Here is an 18917-nt window from a genome sequence, read left to right as displayed (position 1 = left end):
AAGATGACGTTAAAAAACTTTTAAACGAGTCGCTTACATCTCAGCAAGCATTCATTAGCTCACACGTTTTTTAATATAAAACGTAAATGCGGTTTCGTCTTCTTCTAATAATAAAAGCTCATGGCCTGTCTGTACGCAGAAAGCATTAAAGTCTTTCACTGAGCCTGGGTCGGTAGAGATTATTTTTAATACTTGAGAGGCCGCCATATCGCTTAACCCCTTTTTGCAACGCAAAATCGGCAAAGGGCAGTTTAAACCTGTTGCATCGACTACTTTGTCAAAATCCATGATAGTTTTCCTGTGTTACTTTTATTTTGATTTGCATAATCTCGCTTATCTAGACGGTGTGTTGATTTGCACAAACGGATGACCTGCTCTAGCCCAAGCCAATACGCCGCCAGCTAAATTATATACATGCTTACAGCCTTTGCTAGCGGCAAAAGCAGCTGCGTGTGCAGAACGCACGCCACTGTGGCAGTAAAATACAATGTTATCTGCTTTGGCGAGCGACTCATACTGAACTGGAAGCATTGCGAGTGGAATATGTACTGCGTTTTGAATCACGCCTCGAGCCACTTCATCGTCGTTGCGGACGTCCACTAATAATAGAGATTGGGTGGTCAGCATGACAGATAAGTCATGGGCGTCGATTTCGTTGTATGTGCTCATTAAATAAACCTGAAGTAACTAATAAATAGGGCGAGATGTTATCAATTCAATTGAGATTGACGGTGATTCAATGATGTAATTTGCATCATCAACCAGTGAGGCAATGTTTGATTGTCTGAATTAGCGCTTTCATCTACATCTCTTGTTAATTTTGGCTGATGTTTGGTTTTTTTGCTAGTGTAATCTTGCGAATGGCTAAATATCCACGACACATGCAGTTTCAAACAACATCAATTCCTAATTCATTGACAGAGTGAGCCGCCATTAGTTTTAAGTAGCGCCAAACAGGCGCTATTTTTCTTAATGTATGGAATAAACTAAGGTGTCAGAAAGAAAAGTCCCATTGTGCCCAAACTCTGGTTTCGTTATCTTTTTCTAGTTTAATCGGGTCTTCTACGTTGAGTCGACTTAATTGTAAGCTTAGTTTGTTGAAGTGACCCTCTAAAAAGTAGTTAATCACTGCGCTTAGCTCAGTTTGCTTGTCATTGTCACGGTCAGTATCCATGTCTACAAAAGCATAGCGTCCAGCCAGTTCGATGTTTTCGGGGATAGCCATGATTTGACGATGTGGGAAATAGCCTGCTTGAACAAAGCCACCAAGTAATTTTGTTTCTTGATCGTTATTGAGGGTGTCTTTAATTCTTTTAGCATGCAGCTCATGCAAGAATGAAAAGCCGTTCCATTTGAAATGTATTTCTTCCATCATTTGGCTGATTTCGTATTGACCAGACTTTGCGCCACCTTTTTCGAACGTTTCTGATGGTGATCTATACCTTGCTGTGCCTGCAGCGTTCACATCTGTTAAGTTTCTACAGCTTCTGCTATCAGTTTCAAAAGCGGTACATTTGCTTCTGTTTGAATTGGCTGCTACAGAGATATTTAGTGCTGGTTGTTCATGAAACTCGATATCCGACTGGCTGAACTTCATTTCGCCACCTAATGCATTCCACTGTAATCTGCCAGAATACATCATATTGCCATCGTCATTATTTCTCTCGCCTACGCCTAAGCCTGTAAAAGCACCGGCATAGTAAGTCATGTCATACCAAGTACCTGAAAATAAATTACCTTTCACCTCAATGCCTTGTTGGCGATCAACCGTAAAAACGTCATTAACAATAGATCGATTCACAAACTGTTGGCTACCAGATGAGGTAACGCGTTCATTATTGTAAGAGACTTTGCCGCGCCCAACTCTCACTTGCGCCCATTTATATTTGTCTACCGTTAAGTTTAAATCTCTTAATACCGGTTGAGACCAGTCGTATTGGAGGTAATATTTTAACCAGGGTACGTATGCGTGCCCATTCAGCTTGGTACGGGCACGACGAATCATGAATGACTTCTCGTCTTTGTCTAAATCTGCCAGTGTGCGCGGGTCACCATCAAATGGCTCTGCAAAGCGCGCTTGCACTCTGTTTTGAATTGCGAGAGAGAACTTATCATCATCAGTTCTAAACTCAAAACCGTTTTTCCCGTAGCTTAGATTTGCAGGTGAATAGCCTTTTTTCACTTTTGGTTGAGTTTCTACCGTAGCAACATTATCGGTTAAATCTGTATTTGTTGAGTCTGTGTTTAAACTAGTGATTACTTCAGAGGTGTTCGCCTGTTTGTCTGCTTGAGCAGGTTGTTTTGATTTAAGCTCTGCTTCAATTTCTGCTTTTAGCGTTGCCTTTAATTTGTCGATTTCTTCTTTTTTCTCAAAAGATCCTAATTTGACGCGATTCTCACCCGGTGCAGCGTAAATCTGCTGAGTGTTACTGTCCACATACAAGTCTAGCGCGAATGCAGGATTGATCCATGAAGCACTCATCATAGATAGTGAGGCAATAGCTATTTTATTTATATTCATGAAATCACCATAAAATTGGTTGGTAAAGAACTTATCAATTGTTGATAGCTGTCTAAAAGAGTTGCTTAGGCATTTAATTGTGCCGGCTTGATGTTGTTGTCTAAATTACTGCCCGTGCAATATCAATCTAAAGTTGCCATGCTACTTTGTGTTTTGTTAGATAGGCGCGCTAAATGTGACAATAATATGACAAAAATATGACAACTACAAATATAGAAACCTACAAAGGTAGCATTCGATTTGATGTTGAAACACCACCAGAAGTAGGTGGCTAATAAGCGAGTTTAATATTGGAAAAAGATAATCAAGCATATAACAACCGCCAACATGATTAAACCAAGTGCTAGCAAGTTGGGTGATCCAGTTAATATTAACTGCAGTAATACTGATTGCTCAAAACTTCTACGATTAGCCGTTTGATATATCCGCCAGTGGCTTACATGCGCTATCCCCATCGCACCCACAAAGTTATCCACACAAATTGTGGATGTGGGGCTGATTAGCCTATTGCTTATCTTTGCATTTATTTGAGTCTATGGTGAGCCATCACTACCAAGAAAAAAGCCCACATACAGGTGGGCTTTTAAGTGCGGTTGTTTGCAATTCTGCAAAAAAGAGCAGAGTTAATTGATTTCTAGTTTCTTGAGTGACTTTGCATCATAGGGGTTACCAACAATGATTGGATAGTCCTTAAACTTGCTAGAGACGATACTTTTCGCATGATCAAAGCCTTTGTACGTTATCCCCATTAATTGAGACCACGTATAAATAAAATCTGCATTGCTATATTGTCTATCCAAAATCTCAGGGTTTTTCAGTAGGTCGTTAGTAAACCAATCTTTAGAGGACCAAGTGATAAACGGAACGGCATACATAGGCAATGTTGGTGAGTATTCGTTTCTACCTTGAAACTCATGATTGTTTGAATCATAGACGTCATCACCATGGTCAGAAAAGAATGTAAGCATGCTGTGCTGATTAGTTGATTTTAATCTTTGAATCAGATCATACACAATGCTGTCGTTATAACGTATTGCATTGTCATATTCATTAATCTTTTGGATTTTATCTTCAGACAACCCAGCGTATAAGTTTTTGCTGTCTTTGAAATAATCAAATGACTTTGGGTAGCGATATTTGTAAGACATGTGCGAACCGATTAAATGCACAATAATCAACTTTTTCTCTGCAGTATCTTTTAACGTTTCACTAAACGGATCAAGTACTTTTTCATCAAAACTGTATGAGTTTTGAGAGCGTGCATTGTTGAGCCATATTTGTTTGTCTGTTTGTTTTGCAAAAGTGGTTAAGATGGTATTTCTTGCAGTGAGTGTCTGCTGATTACTAATCCAGAAAGTTTTGTAACCCGCTTGTTTCATCATGGCAATTAATGTGGGTTTTGTTTTGTATAAATCAGGTTGTGATTGATCTGCAAAGCTTAATATCTGCTCCAAGCTTTCTATCGTGTTCGGTCTTGAAGCGTAAACATTCTTAAACACAGAAAGCTCATCCTTGATTGTGCTAAGTTTTGGGTTGGTATCACGATGGTAGCCATATAGACCAAAATGCAAGCGAGTTGATGATTCTCCAATCACAATCACTACGGTCGTGGGCGAAGGTTTTTTAAGCTCAGAAAAGTTACTTAAAGGAGTTGACCGATTGAACGCCATTAAAAATGATTCAACTTCTTTTAATTCTCTTTGGTAGTTTGAATACCCCAAAATAAGCTGCCATGGTGGAGCCGACACTAAGTGCTTGTTTAAATTTTTGTAAGCAACACTAGTTTTTCCTGCGATAACAGCTTTTCTAATCGGATGTGCAAAAAATAGCACCAGGATGATTAGTGCAAAAATGTAGCCTCTCTTACTAGACATATCCAAACGATCTGGAATCTTCTTCCATATCAATATTGGGATAATCGAGAAAACGATGAACTTGAATAATATTGAAAATGTAAAATAATTACTCAGATACTCTGATGATTCAGCATTGTTAGATTCAAAAATGATGAAAATTAAACTTTGTGAAAGCTCTTGCTTGTAAATTAAAAAATATCCAAAAGCAGGCAAGGCGAATAGCCAAATAGCCACCCCAAAAATAGCACTTACTTTTTTAGTGTGGTTAGGTAATAAAAATATTGGAATCAGCCAAAAGACAGTCGTTAAAGTCGTGTCTTTTAACCCTTCAAACGAAGTGATGCCTGAGGTGGATAGTAGAAGTTGTGTTGTACTAGTGAGGTACCAAAAAAGTAGGTATGTCCAAGCAATATGAGGCCAAATTGAGGCTTTTTGGTTTGTTGTATTCAAAAGAGGTTAGCTTTCTAAGTGTGATTTAAGTGGTAGTCGAAAAAACATTCCTCACACTGATCGCAATTTACATACCACTTGTCGCTTAATGATTTAATGTTAATTAAATCAATTGGATATGATTTTATGCGTTTGATTTTTTCTATAAAATGACGGATAACCTGCAAGAACTGCAGGTGAAGCCATACAAAAATTGCAGGGATATGGATTTGTTGATTTAGCTGGTCAAGGCGTTGATGGATTTATGAGCACGACAGAAATCGTTGGGCGGCGATTGCTTTTATTTAAAATCAAATGCATCATGAGTGTGCTACAAGTCAAGCATATATAATGCTTTTAGTCTTAAATTCTCAATAATTATTTAAACATTTTAAAACATGATGCAGGCCCATGTACCGACACTTTTTCTAGTCATTATTACTGTTAGCTTCATGTTGTCCATCGCGCTTGCCTGCGCAGGGTATCGTAAAAAGCCAGAGTTGATGCTATGGTCGACAAGTTTTGCACTACATGGTTTGGCCTTTGTTTTTTATAGTTTGCGAGGTGAAGTAAGTGACTTGATCAGCATCGTGGGTGCGAATGTCTTTATTTCTTCAATCTTCGCTATTCTTGCTGAAGGATTATTCTATTTTTTAAGACGTCAGGCACCTAGGCTTTTAATCTGGAGCCCTGTTTTACTCATTGCAGTCAGCTTCTCTTTACTACTTGATTATTTAGCGTTAAGAATCATCATAGGGTGCGCAGTTTTTGGATTTCAAGGCTTATTGTTACTTTATTTTGTTGCACAGCATAACCGTCTAATTGTAGGGCGTGGCAAATATATATTTGCAGCAAGCGCATTCATTGAGTCATGCATATTGGTTTCAAGAGCTTTGATTTTATCGCAAGGCTATACGGTACCTACTCTTACAGTGGCGGATCCATTAAACACAATCACTTATTTGTGTAGCATTGTTTGCTTGATTTTGCTGGTGATTAGCCTTTTCTTAATGACATGGGAGCGTGATGAGCATGCGCTCAGAGTGAGTGAGCACGAGTTGAAATCTGCAGTTGCGATGGCCGAACAACAGCATCGTGAACTTGAGGTGACACTAAGAACCGCTAACGATGGTATTTATATCATTGACGAAAACGGATTGCTCATAGACGCTAATGATGCCTTTTTGCAAATGCATCAGTTTGATAAAAGTGTAATTAGTCAGTTGCATGTTCAGGACTGGGACACCCAGTTGGAGGATGTGTTGTTACACTCATACGCCCGTCGAGTTCGAGACAGCGCGCAAAAAATGATTTTTGAAACGGTTCATCGTTGTCGAGATGGCAGGCATTTGAATGTTGAGGTTAGTGCAAATGCTTTGACACGTAATGGCCAGCAGGTTGTTTATTGTGCGGCTAGAGATATTTCAGATAGAAAGCTACTAGAAACGCAGTTGCTTGCTCAAGCGCATTTCGATTATTTAACAGGCTTGAATAATCGAAGGTATTTTGTTGAGCTGTCTGAAGGTGAGTTGATGCGCGCGAAACGCTACCAAAAAAAGCTATCCTTGCTGATGCTGGATCTTGATGATTTTAAACATGTTAATGACACTTACGGGCACAAGGCTGGTGATACTGTACTGACACAAGTCGCCTTGATATGCCGTAATGTTTTGCGTGAAATTGACATCATAGGGCGACTGGGTGGGGAGGAGTTTGCAGTCGTCCTGCCAGAAACGGATGTTGATTATGCTATTGAGGTGGCAGAAAGGTTAAGAGAGGTAGTAGCGCAGACTAGAATCTCGATTAATGACAATACTAGCCTTCACATGACAGTATCAATCGGTATTACATCGTTGGCACCCTGGCATGATAATGTTGATGCATTATTATTATCAGCCGATAAAGCTTTGTATTTGGCAAAGGGTGCGGGTAAGAACCGAGTGGTCTGCGCTTAATTAAGCTATTTTAATACTCAAGTCTTTGAGACTATTAGAGCCGTTGCTCACTTAGAAAATCGCAACACTGTAAACTTGTTGACTGCGAAAGCTGCATATTAACCTCAATGATTAGCGACTCAAGTAAAGGACCTATGATGACAAACAAGGCAATCATTCTTCAAACTGGAGGTGGCTACGACAAAGTGACGCTAGGCACTCGAGATGCAGCACCGCCAAAAGTGGGTGAAATTAGTGTGCGACTGCATGCCAACTCACTTAATTATCATGATTTTGCTGTGGTCAGTGGAATGTGGGGGCCGACTGAGCCCAGAATTCCAATGGCGGATGGTGCTGGTGTAGTCACTGCAATTGGAGAAGGGGTGACAGAGTTCTCTCTCGGTGACCATGTCGTGAGTACATTCTTTCCAACTTGGTTGGCGGGTGAGCCACTGGTTGAGGGGTTTGCCACAACCCCAGGAGACGGGGTGGACGGTTATGCGCGGGAAGCGGTGACCGCTTCTGTTAACGCGTTTACGCACGCACCTAAAGGTTGGGGCCATGTGGAGTCTTCTACCCTCACCACGGCGGGCTTGACTGCATGGCGTGCGTTAATGTCAGATGGTGCTCTTAAACCAGGTGACACTGTCTTGGTGCAAGGCACAGGAGGCGTATCAATCTTTGCGTTGCAATTTGCAAAAATGGCTGGAGCTACCGTCATAGCAACATCATCTAGTGATGAGAAGCTAGAGAAAATAAAGCTACTCGGCGCTGACTATCTTATCAATTACAAAAAGATCGCAAATTGGGGCGAGTTGGCCCGCGAAATGACTGGCGGGCGCGGGGTAGATCATGTGGTTGAAGTAGGCGGGCCAGCAACCATCAATCAATCAATGTTAGCAGCGCGCGTGGGTGGGCATATTTCCGTGATTGGTATTCTAACGGGCATAGGCGGTGAAATTTCTATTGTGACTGCCCTGATTAAGCAGCTCCGTTTGCAAGGCTTAATTGTAGGTAACCGCACTCAGCAGCAAGAGATGGTAAGAGCCATTAATGCAAGTAAGATGCGCCCAGTGATAGATAAGGTGTTCCCACTTGAGCGTATTGTTGATGCTTTCAGGTACCAGGAGACGAACAAGCACTTTGGAAAAATATGCTTAGAAATGTAGAATATCCAAGGTCCTGTGGTTTGATGTACTCGTGTAACTCTATGCTTGTGTCGTTTAGCTTCTGTCAATCGCATCTCAGGCCGTACTTAGCCCCTGCTGTTTCATGTCGATGAGTTCAGTTGGCTGATTTCGGCAGCCGACAGCAGCTAGCTTCATCGCTATGAAACATTATTCTTTGTTGGCTGATGTAACTGCTGTCCATTGACTTTTGAGCAGCCTTTTCGGACTCACAACTCTTTTGACTGACTGATATTATTTGTGATTTAGCCCTCTATCAGCGGTCGGTGTGACTCACCAAACATGGCGTTGATGTTAGGTTTTCTAGTATCAATCCAATAGTTAAATGATCACTAAACAATTTCTTGCAAAAAGACTACTTAAATAATTACAACTTCACACAACATCATTGAACTTATCTTCATCATTGCCAGACGAACCAACTTATATATTAGGGTGCCTATGATGAAAAAAATATCTTTATTACTTTTTACGTTGTTGTCTACTTCCTTATCCACATTATCCCATGCAAACCAGCATGGTGCAGCTAACGGTAGCAAATGCGAAGACATGGGCCACGCTAGCTTTGGTATAGCGCATTTTGATACCAATAAAGATGGCAGTATCAGTCTGCAGGAGTACCTCTCAGGCGACTCTGCTAATACCGAGAAAACCTATCAACATATTGATGCAAATAGCGATGGTATGCTTGATAAGGAGGAGCAGCAGGAGATTGAGGCGGTTTATAAAAGTATTCACGATCAATACAAAGCTAAAAATAACAGTATCTAAAGAGCGTGGTACTTAGTGACGGTATTTAAGTAATCATGTTGACCAGTTTTATGTGTAGTATCTAATATCACTTGTCCATGCCTTACGTTATTTAGTCGTATGCTACTTACCTACTGCACATCAATATTAAGTCTGTGGATTAAGGGTCTATTATGAAAGCTATTTGGAATGATGTTGTGATTGCTGAGTCAGACAATACGGTCGTTGTGGAAGGAAATCATTACTTTCCCATCATTAGTATCAAGCCAGAGTATTTTACTGAGACGCAGCACACCACAAGTTGTGGCTGGAAAGGGCTAGCCAATTATTACTCCATACAAGTCAATGGCCAGGAAAACTCGAATGCGGCATGGGTTTACAGAACTCCGCTCAAGGCAGCAGAAAATATCAAAAATCATGTTGCGTTTTGGAAGGGTGTAAAAGTAAGCAGTTAATATAGTGTCAGCAGTCATTGTGATAGACAAGGGACTAACGTTTTATGAATCATGCATTAACGCTAACAGCTGATAATATGCAACAGCAGTTGCTCCATCAATACCAGATGGTGAGAAGCAAGTCGCTTGAAATCTGTAGTGCTATCGAAACCGAGGATTACACTGTGCAGCCGATGGCAGATGTAAGTCCGCCGAAGTGGCATCTTGGACACACCACTTGGTTTTTTGAGGAATTGCTTCTGGTCAGGTTCTGCCCTGATTACAGCCGTTTTAATACGCAATACAGCAGCTTGTTTAATTCTTATTACAAGGCATTAGGCGCACATACATTACAGGCTGACCGTGGTAATTTGTCGAGGCCTATGGTAAATCAGGTTATTGAATACCGCCGCTATGTGGATGCAAATCTTGCAAAATTGATCAATGAGCATGTACTCACGGATGAAATGAAATCCTTGATTGAAACCGGTTTGCATCATGAGCAGCAGCATCAAGAGCTGCTATATATGGATATTAAATTCATACTTGCGAGCAATGTCGTAGATACACAATATGCTGTGCAAACGCTGCCACCTGCACCTGAGCCAATTCATGGCTGGTCGGGGTTTACACAAGGGCTGTACCAAATTGGCCACGATGCGGCAGGCTTTGCCTACGACAACGAAAAGCCTGCGCATCAGCATTATTTGTACCCGTTTGCTATCAGCCATGCATTGGTCACCAATGGTGAATTCTTAGCATTTATTGAAGATGGCGGTTACGCCAAGCCTGAGTATTGGCTGAGTCAGGGCTGGGATTGGGTGAGTCAGCACCGTATTCAGCAGCCTCTGTATTGGTCATGCCTTGACGGTGAGTGGCATGAATACACGCTTCATGGATTGATACCTTTGGGTTTGAACCGGCCCTTAGTGCACATCAGTTATTTCGAGGCGAATGCGTTTGCCAACTGGAATAAACTCAGGTTACCTACAGAGCAGGAGTTAGAGGTGTTTTTAAATCAGGCACCACTGGCGATAGGGTTTTCTGATACCGCATTGCTACATCCTAACAATACGCACAATGTGTACGGTGAGGTTTGGTGCTGGACCAGTAGCCAATATTCGGCTTATCCGCGTTTTAAAGCTTTTGATGGCATCTTAAACGAATATAACGGCAAATTTATGTGTAATCAGTTTGTGTTAAGGGGTGGTTGTGTTGCAACACCAGATCAGCATTATCGACATAGTTACAGAAACTTTTATCAACCACAGCAGCGTTGGATGTTTTCAGGCATCAGATTAGCGAAGGATATCGTTTGAAAATTACCAATTTAATCGAAGTGGATCAGTTCACGCAGAACAGAGAAGCGTTCACCACTGATGTACTAATGGGCTTAAGTAGTGAGCCCAAAACTATTTCAGCAAAGTATTTTTATGATGATGCCGGGAGTGAACTATTTCAAAAGATTTCGCAGCATCAGGACTATTACCTGACTAAAACCGAGTTTTCAATTTTAGAGCAATTTGGCGCGTCGCTTGCGGCCACGATTAATGAGGCTGAAATTGATATTCTTGAGCTGGGAGCAGGAGACGGACATAAAAGTAAATTAATTATCGATAGCTTTTTAGCGCAAGGCACTAAAGTTAACTTTTATCCGATTGATATCTCTGAAAAAGCCATGGGCTTGCTGGGTGCAAATCTGACAGTAAGTGAGCAGCTGAATATTCATGGCATCGTGGCAGATTACTTTCATGGCCTTAATTCACTTAAAACAATCTCCAGTAATAAAAAGCTGGTGTTATTTTTGGGCTCTAACATCGGCAACTTTAATAGAGCACAAACGCAGGAGTTTCTTAAAAAACTCTGGCTGTCGCTTAACGCTAACGACCATGTGTTGATTGGCTACGACCTCAAAAAAGATACCGATATCCTCAATAAAGCCTATAACGACTCTGGTGGATTGACTACAGCCTTCAACCTGAACTTGCTCAAGCGTATGAATGCGGAGCTGGGCGCAGATTTTGAGATGGATAAATTCAAGCATTATGGGTTTTATAATCCGTCATTAGGCGCCATGGAGAGCTATATCATCTCTCTGCACGATCAGGATGTATACATTGCGGCACTGGAAAAATATTTTCACTTTGAGAAGTTTGAAGCACTGCATTTAGAGTCATCATTCAAGTTTTCAGAATCAGAGATTCATGCGCTTGCCAGCCAGACTGGTTTTAAAATTGAAGCGCATTTTACAGATGCTCAGAATTTCTTTATCGATGCGCTGTGGCAGGTACAAAAAAGCTAATGCTCACACGACATGGCCTGTTGTAGTGACTTGATAACCATTGATGCATAAACCCGGAGAGCTCTTTGCAACAAGATTTTGATCAGCTTGTGAGTCGTGACCATAGCAACAGCCTGAAATATGATGGCCGTCAGGCGATGTTTGGTCAGGATGATGTTATTCCACTGTGGGTGGCAGATATGGATTTTGCTTCGCCGCCTGCCGTGAGCGATGCCTTGCTACAACGCGCTAGTCATCCCATTTATGGCTACAGCATCTTCCCTGAAAATACTTATCAAGCACTGATCGATTGGCTAGAACGCCGTCATGGCTGGCGCGTTGAGCGTGACTGGTTACTGATGTGCCCGGGGGTGGTGCCTTCGCTGAATGCGGCGGTGATGGCGTTTACGCAGCCCACAGATGCAGTTATTGTGCAGCCGCCGGTGTATTTCCCTTTTTTTTCAGCGGTGACTGATAGCGGCAGAAGCCTGATACAAAATCCACTGCATTTTGAAAATAATCAATACCATATTGACTTTGAACACCTCGAAGCTTGCGCCGCGCGTGCAAAAATGCTGTTACTGTGTTCACCGCATAACCCTGTGGGCAGGGTGTGGCGTAAAGATGAGCTGGAACAGCTGCTCGTTATTGCCGAGAAATATCAGTTAATAGTTTTTGCCGATGAAATTCATGCTGACCTAGTATATGCACCTGCCAAGCACCAAGTGCTGGAACCTCTATCTCAGCACAGTAAAAACATCATCACAGCAGTGGCTCCGAGCAAAACTTTCAATATCCCCGGGCTGAATTTATCCGCATTGATTATTCCAGATGCGACGCAAAGGCAAGCGCTGGCCAAAGTGTTCGAGCGTATGCATGTCAGTGCAGCCAACCCATTCAGCATGGTGGCGTTTGAAGCTGCTTACCAGCATGGCGATGTATGGCTGGATGCGCTGTTAGGGTATTTGCAGCAAACCCGTGATTTCGTCATTGCATACGTCAGTGAGCATTTACCCAGAGTGCATGCCATCGTGCCTGAAGGCACTTATCTAATTTGGCTTGATTGCCGCGAGCTGGGCTTGGATGATGCCGCATTAAAACAGTTTTTTATTCAGCAAGCCGGCGTAGGCTTAAGCCCTGGCAAGTTATTTGGCGAGGCAGGTAGTGGCTTTATGCGCATGAATATCGCTGCGCCTAGATCACTTATTACAACAGCGTTGCAACGCATGGCCGTTGCCCTGCAATCTTTTACAAAGTAAACGAGGCAGGAAGCGATGAATATTGTTTTCCATTCATCAAGTATGCTGCAATTAGCAAGCAAGTCATTGCTGCTACAGTTAAATTTCTACGCAGTGGCATATACCAAGCCGGTAAATCTACATTGTTAAACAGATGCTTATCCCGTATCAGTGCGATCGCAAAGAAAACGGTAAGTAGAATGAATCCATGAAACTTTGGAATTGATAGCGATATCCATGCGACTAGAGACGGAACAATGCTCCATAAAAATGACCAGCGTTGTTTGTTAATGGGCAACTCATGTAGCAACATAGCGAATGACCAATGCAAAGCGCCCACAAAGCTCAGAATAATTGCTCCGTAAGTGAGTAAAAAGTGACGCCACATATCAAAATGGGTATGATCAAAAAACAAGAATACTGTGGGTACAATAAAAGGCAGTAGCCCAAAGTACCCAAGCAATTTTGGCGTTGTTGCAAAATAGTGTTTTTTCATAGCGGTTTAAATCAAGGGTGTTGTTTGTTTATTATGTTGGCCGTGCAAAACCCATCATGCTCATACTTCATTATGTTGTATTCATGTTTTTACTGAGTAAACACTCATGAACAGTGACAGGATATGAATTCTACATGAGTGCATAATCTATCACACGAACAAGACATATAGTCTGTTTAACAATCAAAATACAGGAGACTTATTATGTGGACAGCACCAGCAGCGACAGAAATGCGTTTTGGCTTTGAAGTAACCATGTACGTAATGAATAAATAATCCTTAACAGGAATATACATACAAAAGGGAGCGTCAGCTCCCTTTTTATTGATGGCGTTGAGTTGATGTTAGCGGCTGTAGATTAACACTGACATGCATAAAAAAAGCCCACATTAAAGTGAGCTTGATTTAGATGGTGGCCGGGGCCAGAATCGAACTGGCGACACGCGGATTTTCAACTTTAAAAATCATCATTAATATATTGTTTTAGGCCCGCCTTCACTCGTTTAAACTCGTCGGAACGTGACAAAATTGTCACGAAAGTCCTATATAGACATTTAAATATCGGATGCAAAATTTTAGAGGAAATTTGGCTACAGCTGATAGATAAAATAGAGTTTTTAATATTAATGCTTAGCTGATATGTCCTGCTTGCTTAGATATTAAATTGTAATGAGCTATTGAAAATAGCTCATTATAGTCAATTTTTTCGGATGTTAACGAATTGAGAATTGCTTCTTGGTAAGTTTCGAGATGATCGTTATATAGTTTATTTGCGGCCTGTTTGGAGACCGCTGCGCACTGCTGATAAAAGTTAATTATAGAGTGAAATGGCACCTCGCGAGGTTCATGATGCCAATGGTCTATCCGCGATTGGCATATAACAATGAGTTTATTAAATTCATTTAAATCTATCTGATCGCTATTTTGGTTTTTAAATCCGATCATCAATATGTAAAGTAAATAGACATAGTGAATGTTATGTTTATATGTCAACATTATTGATTTTAACTGTATACATATTTGCTCCATATCTCTTAATCCAAGCTCAAAAGCGCTTGAAAGCTTTTCGAATAAGAACTGCTCTATATGCTCAGTATTATTGATTTTTCCGTCAATTGGAATGAATAAGTTCTCTTTATTTATACGGTATTTACTAAATAGTTCAGCAACATATTTTGTCTTGCTAGGAATGCTAAATGTATATTCTTGATTAAAAAATCTCTTTAAATAATTGTATGAATCAAATGAATCACCGTAAATAGCTTTTATTGAATGCGCTAACTGTTCTTTATTTGTTGCTAATATAAAGAAAATACCTTTTGCATTAAAAATATGCTTAATAACTTCAAGTAGCTCAATTGCATATGTGGGTCGACACCGATCTAGCTCATCAACAAGAATGAACATTGGCAAAGAGTAATTTGCGTTATCGTGAAGTGAGGATGTTATTTTTTCAAGAGTAAGTTTTAATTCGCTTACAAGAGTTTTAAATTCTTTATGATCATCTAAAGATTTTTGGATAATCTCACTAACAAACTCTTCTGATTTTTTGTCTATACTATCTTTCGCCTCAGTTAAAGCATCATTTGAGCTAGCACTAAATTGCTCTTTAATTGATTCAAGCCCATACCCCGTTAGCTTTTTAGCTAAAATGTTTACTCCAATTCCAGTAGCTGTAGCTAAAATCCTTTTGCCTTGTTTTAGAAAGCTTTCAACTATTTTATCCCCTTGGGGAATTTTAGATTTGTAGGTATTTAAAGTTTGCTCGATCTCTGAAATGAAACCTAATAATGGATCTTTTGAATAATCATTTTCCCAAGCGTCAAAATACAACACCGGGTGATCTTTATCTTCTAAATCTTCTTTTAGTTTTTTTAGAAAGTAAGATTTACCGTATCCCCATGGGGCGTCCAAACTAAGAACAAATGATTTACTAGAGATGTCTTCCAAGCTTTCATTATATATAGCTGTTAAATATGAGATTATGAATTCAGCTTCTTTTTGTCTATCTAACTTATCGTCATTCCAGGTATTTTTATCTTTGTTCATAGTTATGAGTCTTATTTATGGTTGGTTGTTTGTTGTGACTTAGATTTTATTTTTGTATAAATGTTTTTATAACTATACTTTGAAATGGTAAACATCACTTGTGAGCTTTTATTTAAAATAATATGAAAATCCGCCCTTCAAAATCTCAAGTAATCAAGATAATTACTAGGCAAGCCCCTGAGTATGTTGATTTCTTTATGGAGTTTAAGGCTGATGCACATGGTTGGTTAATTTTGCCCGATAAATTGATTCAAGCTAAAAACAATCTCAATATCAATCAATATGTCACCTTGTATAGAGACCAAAAGACAATTGATACATGCCTAATGCTTTTTTTAATGGGCAAAGATGGGCTAAAGGAATGGAATTCTGAGTTAGCTACTATTCCTGTAGAAGAGCAACAAAAAGAATGTGAAAGTATTATCCAAGAGATTCTAGATGAACCTCTAGACTATTTTGATAAGTTATTACCTGAGTGGCCTGAGAGTCAAGAAGAAATCGATGCTGCAAGAACTGCTTTTGAGTCAATGGATAATGAACGTAAGAAGGCAGAAGTTCAAAGAGCACAATATCTTCTCATGCATATTTTTTTATCAATACATAATCTATTTTCGGTCATGACAAATGGTGAAAGTATGGTTTCGTTAGTCCCAAAAGCAATACAAGGTGATGACGAGTCTTTATTTAAAGCTATTAAGGTTGATAGAAACCTTATAGATCATCACCCCTATTTTGTAGAGCGCATTAAGCGAGCTAAGCTAGAAGGTGAAAAAGAGTTTATTAAAGAGCTTGCTAGGTATCAAGCTAGACCAAATTTAATCAGTCAGATAAAGCTTCCTGGGCTATACGTCGTCTTTGCTATGTTGGATGTAATGTCTTGGTTAGATGATTTTTCGCATGAAGAGATTCTTGATCTTTGTGATGCAGCTAAACTGGATCGTTGGCAGCACAGCATAGTTGATACAAACGCAGTTACAAAGCGTCTTGCTCAATATCGCAGATATCAAAAGACAGGCGGCGTGTCAATGCACTGAAATTAGATTTCACTGCATGGAGTTAAATTTTTAGATGTAAATAATAGATATCCATTCCAGTAACCAAAACGGGACGCTGGTAAATTCCTAAGGAATGGATATGACAAAGCCAGATACACAACACAACCAAACTGCATCACGGGATCCCGCCCGCACACGCGTCAGCGTGGAGGACGGAGACCGTGATGCAGTAGCGGTGCCTAGTAACACAGCTACTAATAACAGCATTAATCACGGTGAAGTTAAGTTTTTAAGATGGGGTATAGATAGTTTATATCTGTCTTATCAAGGTAATTTACACCCAGAAGTTCATGAGCAACTGATCCAGTTAAAGAAGCAAGCACAGTCCGACAATCCTCAAGAGCAAGCCAAAGCACAACTCAAACTAGGTGATCATCTATTTGAGGTCAAAGACAAAGGCACTTCCATGTTTAGTTATGTACTGGAAGATAACGCCTTTCGTATTCAGTTATCACGCCCGAATAAAGCTGTGCCAATGGCCTATGTAAAGCTTTCTAGTGAATATCTAACCCATTTATCCCCAAAAGATGCAGAACACCGTCTATCCACGATACTGTCACAGCTAGGCGCGTTAGAATCAACCGCAAACGTGAGTCGTGTTGATATGTTTGTCGATTTTGTTTCACATCAAGATATGGAGTCATGGCATCGTGAAGCATGGGTCACTCATGCAGAGTCTATCAATGCTTATTCTATCGATGGTCACTTCACTGGCTGGGCGATTGGTTTAGGTGGCGTCATTGCTGGTCGTCTTTATGACAAGTTATTCGAGATTGATAAAAGTAAGAAGTTTTATTTACTCCCGTTATGGGAACAAGCTAACTGGCAACAAGGTGAACCGATCTGGCGTTTAGAGTTTGAATTTAAGCGTCAATTTCTAGTACAAAAGAACCTGTCTAAACTCACTGAAGTATTAGCCAACCTTAACGGCTTATGGTCATACGCCACAACAGAATGGTTAAAGCTGTCTATTCCTAATCATATTGATCAAACACGCTCACGCTGGCCTATCCATTCTTTATGGGCTGCCCTCTCTTCGCTAGATTGGGAAACCAACGGAGGTGCATTACAACCCCGTTTTAACACCACACGCGCACCCAATAAAGAAGCTGCCTTAGATCGTGCTTTTAGTGCATTAACCACATGGATGGCTGCTGAAGGTTACACCGACTATGAGTTAGCGATTCACCCCTTCTTTGAAGACTTAGGGCATCACATTAATAACCAATCGATGAATAAAGGCACGACCTTTGAAGCACTCATCAAAGAAAAGGTCAGCATAAAAGCCAAAGCCTTTAATACGATTGATATTAACGCTGAGATCAACGAAGCCTATATCGATGAAGAAGTACGCGCTATGCGTGAAGCCTATAACAAAGCCTCTAACGGTGAATAACAATGAAAGATAACGATCTGCCCTTGCCTGCTGTCCGTTGTCTTTCTAAAGAAGAAGCTGCGTGTTACCTAGGGATAGGTGTCACGCTCCTGAGTGAACTTGATATTCCAGCGGTGAAGTTTGGTCGCCGTCTGGTATATGACAAAGTTGACTTGGATCTTTGGTTGGAGGAATATAAGCAGCGAGGGCGGGCCGGAGAGGAGTTTATATGGCCCGTGAAACCGGAGTCTACAAGAGAGGTGATTCGCCCTATTGGTGGATCAATGCAACACTCTCAAACGGCAAAAGAGTACGCCAGAGTTCTGGGACTGAAGACCGAGCGCAAGCCGAAGCGTATTTAGCTAAATTAAAGCTGGATTCGTATAAGGAAGTGAATTTTGGGATTAAGCCCCATCGCTCTTGGAAAGAAGCCGTTGTTCGGTATCTCGAAATTAAAGCAACGCTCAGAAGCTATCGTGACGTAAAGCGGATTTGTTGTAATTTGCATCCTTATTTGGGCGACTTGATGTTAAACCAGATTAACGGTGACGTGGTTTGGTCGGTCATTCAAGGCGAATCTAAAAAGGGGAATAAAGCTGCAACCGTGAATCGTTACTTAGCGACATTACGCGGTTTATTGCGTATGGCTCGTGATGAATGGCAATGGATAGATCATATCCCCAAAATTCGTTTGTTGTCGGGTGAGGTAGAGCGTGATCGATGGTTGACTAGGGATGAGGCGGATAAGCTAATTGCTGTTTGTCCTGATCATTTGGCGGCTGTGGTCAAATTTGCTTTAGCGACGGGATGCCGTGCTCGGGAAATTCTTGGTTTGGAATGGAGTAGGGTGGATTTAAGTAGACACACTGCTTGGTTAAATCAAACTAAGAACGGTACACCGAGAGGGGTTCCATTAAATAGAAGTGCTGTTAATGTTCTTCAGGAGCAAGTCGGAAAGCATTCGAAGTTTTGTTTTACCTATAACGGTGAGCCGATTCGTTACAACATTACGAACTCAGCTTGGATTACAGCGTTAAAGAAAGCAGAATTAGAAGACTTTAGGTTTCATGACTTGCGTCACACTTGGGCATCTTGGCATCGTCAGGCTGGCACCAGTTGTGATGAACTGAAAGAACTAGGGGGTTGGAAAACGCGGTCAATGGTTGATCGATACGCTAAGTTTGCTACTGAGCATTTGGCAAATGCAGCGAGTCGGATTGATTTTTTGGCTTCAGAAGATAACGTGATTGAATTGTCACGTTTTAGTCACGTTCACCAAATAAAAAAGGGCTTAGCCTAAGCTAAACCCTTA

The 18917-nt window shown here is 40.8% G+C and carries 17 protein-coding genes; 11 read left to right on the top strand and 6 right to left on the bottom strand.

Annotation, left to right across the window (positions count from 1 at the left end; all coding sequences use genetic code 11):
* Positions 1–54 precede the first annotated feature (54 nt).
* The 4 genes from A391_RS0113300 to cptA form a co-directional block, all read right to left on the bottom strand.
* A complete protein-coding gene (locus A391_RS0113300; RefSeq protein WP_019899879.1) occupies positions 55–288 on the bottom strand; it encodes a sulfurtransferase TusA family protein in 234 nt (77 codons plus the stop codon).
* Between the two features lie 45 nt (positions 289–333).
* Entirely contained in the window at positions 334–669 is a 336-nt protein-coding gene (locus A391_RS0113295) for a rhodanese-like domain-containing protein (protein WP_019899878.1), read from the bottom strand.
* 325 nt (positions 670–994) lie between these two features.
* Positions 995–2521, bottom strand: coding sequence for a porin (locus A391_RS0113285; RefSeq protein ID WP_019899876.1), 1527 nt, complete (start codon positions 2519–2521; stop codon positions 995–997).
* A gap of 623 nt (positions 2522–3144) precedes the next feature.
* The gene (gene cptA / locus A391_RS0113280; protein WP_019899875.1) at positions 3145–4827 is read right to left on the bottom strand and encodes a phosphoethanolamine transferase CptA; all 1683 of its coding nucleotides are present in this window, start codon (positions 4825–4827) and stop codon (positions 3145–3147) included.
* A gap of 377 nt (positions 4828–5204) precedes the next feature.
* Between cptA and A391_RS0113275 the strand changes: the two genes are divergently transcribed.
* The 7 genes from A391_RS0113275 (at position 5205) to A391_RS0113240 (ending at position 12651) form a co-directional block, all read left to right on the top strand.
* Positions 5205–6761, top strand: a complete 1557-nt coding sequence (locus A391_RS0113275; RefSeq protein WP_019899874.1) for a sensor domain-containing diguanylate cyclase — start codon at positions 5205–5207, stop codon at positions 6759–6761.
* Positions 6762–6895: 134 nt separating this feature from the next.
* A complete protein-coding gene (locus A391_RS0113270; protein ID WP_232416181.1) occupies positions 6896–7909 on the top strand; it encodes a zinc-dependent alcohol dehydrogenase family protein in 1014 nt (337 codons plus the stop codon).
* Between the two features lie 459 nt (positions 7910–8368).
* Positions 8369–8698: a hypothetical protein gene (locus A391_RS14065; protein ID WP_232416180.1), complete on the top strand. Its 330-nt coding sequence runs from the start codon at positions 8369–8371 to the stop codon at positions 8696–8698.
* A gap of 152 nt (positions 8699–8850) precedes the next feature.
* Positions 8851–9132, top strand: a complete 282-nt coding sequence (locus tag A391_RS0113255) for a DUF427 domain-containing protein (RefSeq protein ID WP_019899870.1) — start codon at positions 8851–8853, stop codon at positions 9130–9132.
* Positions 9133–9176: 44 nt separating this feature from the next.
* On the top strand, positions 9177–10430 hold the full coding sequence (egtB, locus tag A391_RS0113250) for an ergothioneine biosynthesis protein EgtB (protein ID WP_019899869.1): 1254 nt from the start codon (positions 9177–9179) through the stop codon (positions 10428–10430).
* Entirely contained in the window at positions 10427–11413 is a 987-nt protein-coding gene (locus A391_RS0113245; RefSeq protein ID WP_019899868.1) for an L-histidine N(alpha)-methyltransferase, read from the top strand. The genes egtB and A391_RS0113245 overlap by 4 nt, the downstream gene beginning before the upstream one ends.
* Before the next feature lie 65 nt (positions 11414–11478).
* On the top strand, positions 11479–12651 hold the full coding sequence (locus tag A391_RS0113240; RefSeq protein ID WP_019899867.1) for a MalY/PatB family protein: 1173 nt from the start codon (positions 11479–11481) through the stop codon (positions 12649–12651).
* On the opposite strand, the gene A391_RS14060 is transcribed toward A391_RS0113240, so the two are convergent.
* On the bottom strand, positions 12641–13126 hold the full coding sequence (locus A391_RS14060; RefSeq protein ID WP_019899866.1) for a DUF3429 domain-containing protein: 486 nt from the start codon (positions 13124–13126) through the stop codon (positions 12641–12643). The genes A391_RS0113240 and A391_RS14060 overlap by 11 nt on opposite strands.
* A gap of 204 nt (positions 13127–13330) precedes the next feature.
* On the opposite strand from A391_RS14060, the gene pqqA reads away from it, so the two are divergent.
* Positions 13331–13402 (top strand): pyrroloquinoline quinone precursor peptide PqqA, encoded by a 72-nt coding sequence (pqqA, locus tag A391_RS14730; protein WP_019899917.1) that lies wholly within the window; start codon positions 13331–13333, stop codon positions 13400–13402.
* A 354-nt stretch (positions 13403–13756) separates the two neighbouring features.
* Here the strand turns inward: pqqA and A391_RS0113230 are convergent, their stop codons facing one another.
* A complete protein-coding gene (locus A391_RS0113230) occupies positions 13757–15175 on the bottom strand; it encodes a KAP family P-loop NTPase fold protein (RefSeq protein WP_019899865.1) in 1419 nt (472 codons plus the stop codon).
* A 122-nt stretch (positions 15176–15297) separates the two neighbouring features.
* Here A391_RS0113230 and A391_RS0113225 point away from each other — a divergent pair, with 122 nt between their 5' ends.
* The 3 genes from A391_RS0113225 to A391_RS0113210 all read left to right on the top strand — a co-directional run bounded on the left by A391_RS0113225 (position 15298) and on the right by A391_RS0113210 (position 18905).
* Positions 15298–16209, top strand: coding sequence for a hypothetical protein (locus tag A391_RS0113225; RefSeq protein WP_157261366.1), 912 nt, complete (start codon positions 15298–15300; stop codon positions 16207–16209).
* 100 nt (positions 16210–16309) lie between these two features.
* Positions 16310–17626, top strand: coding sequence for a hypothetical protein (locus tag A391_RS0113220; RefSeq protein WP_019899863.1), 1317 nt, complete (start codon positions 16310–16312; stop codon positions 17624–17626).
* A gap of 208 nt (positions 17627–17834) precedes the next feature.
* The gene (locus A391_RS0113210) at positions 17835–18905 is read left to right on the top strand and encodes a tyrosine-type recombinase/integrase (protein WP_019899862.1); all 1071 of its coding nucleotides are present in this window, start codon (positions 17835–17837) and stop codon (positions 18903–18905) included.
* Positions 18906–18917: the final 12 nt, after the last annotated feature.

Source organism: Methylotenera mobilis 13, from assembly GCF_000384255.1.
GTDB lineage: Bacteria > Pseudomonadota > Gammaproteobacteria > Burkholderiales > Methylophilaceae > Methylotenera > Methylotenera mobilis_B.
The sequence above is the reverse complement of the archived record's forward strand: the minus strand, read 5'-3'. Positions and strand labels throughout refer to the sequence as shown.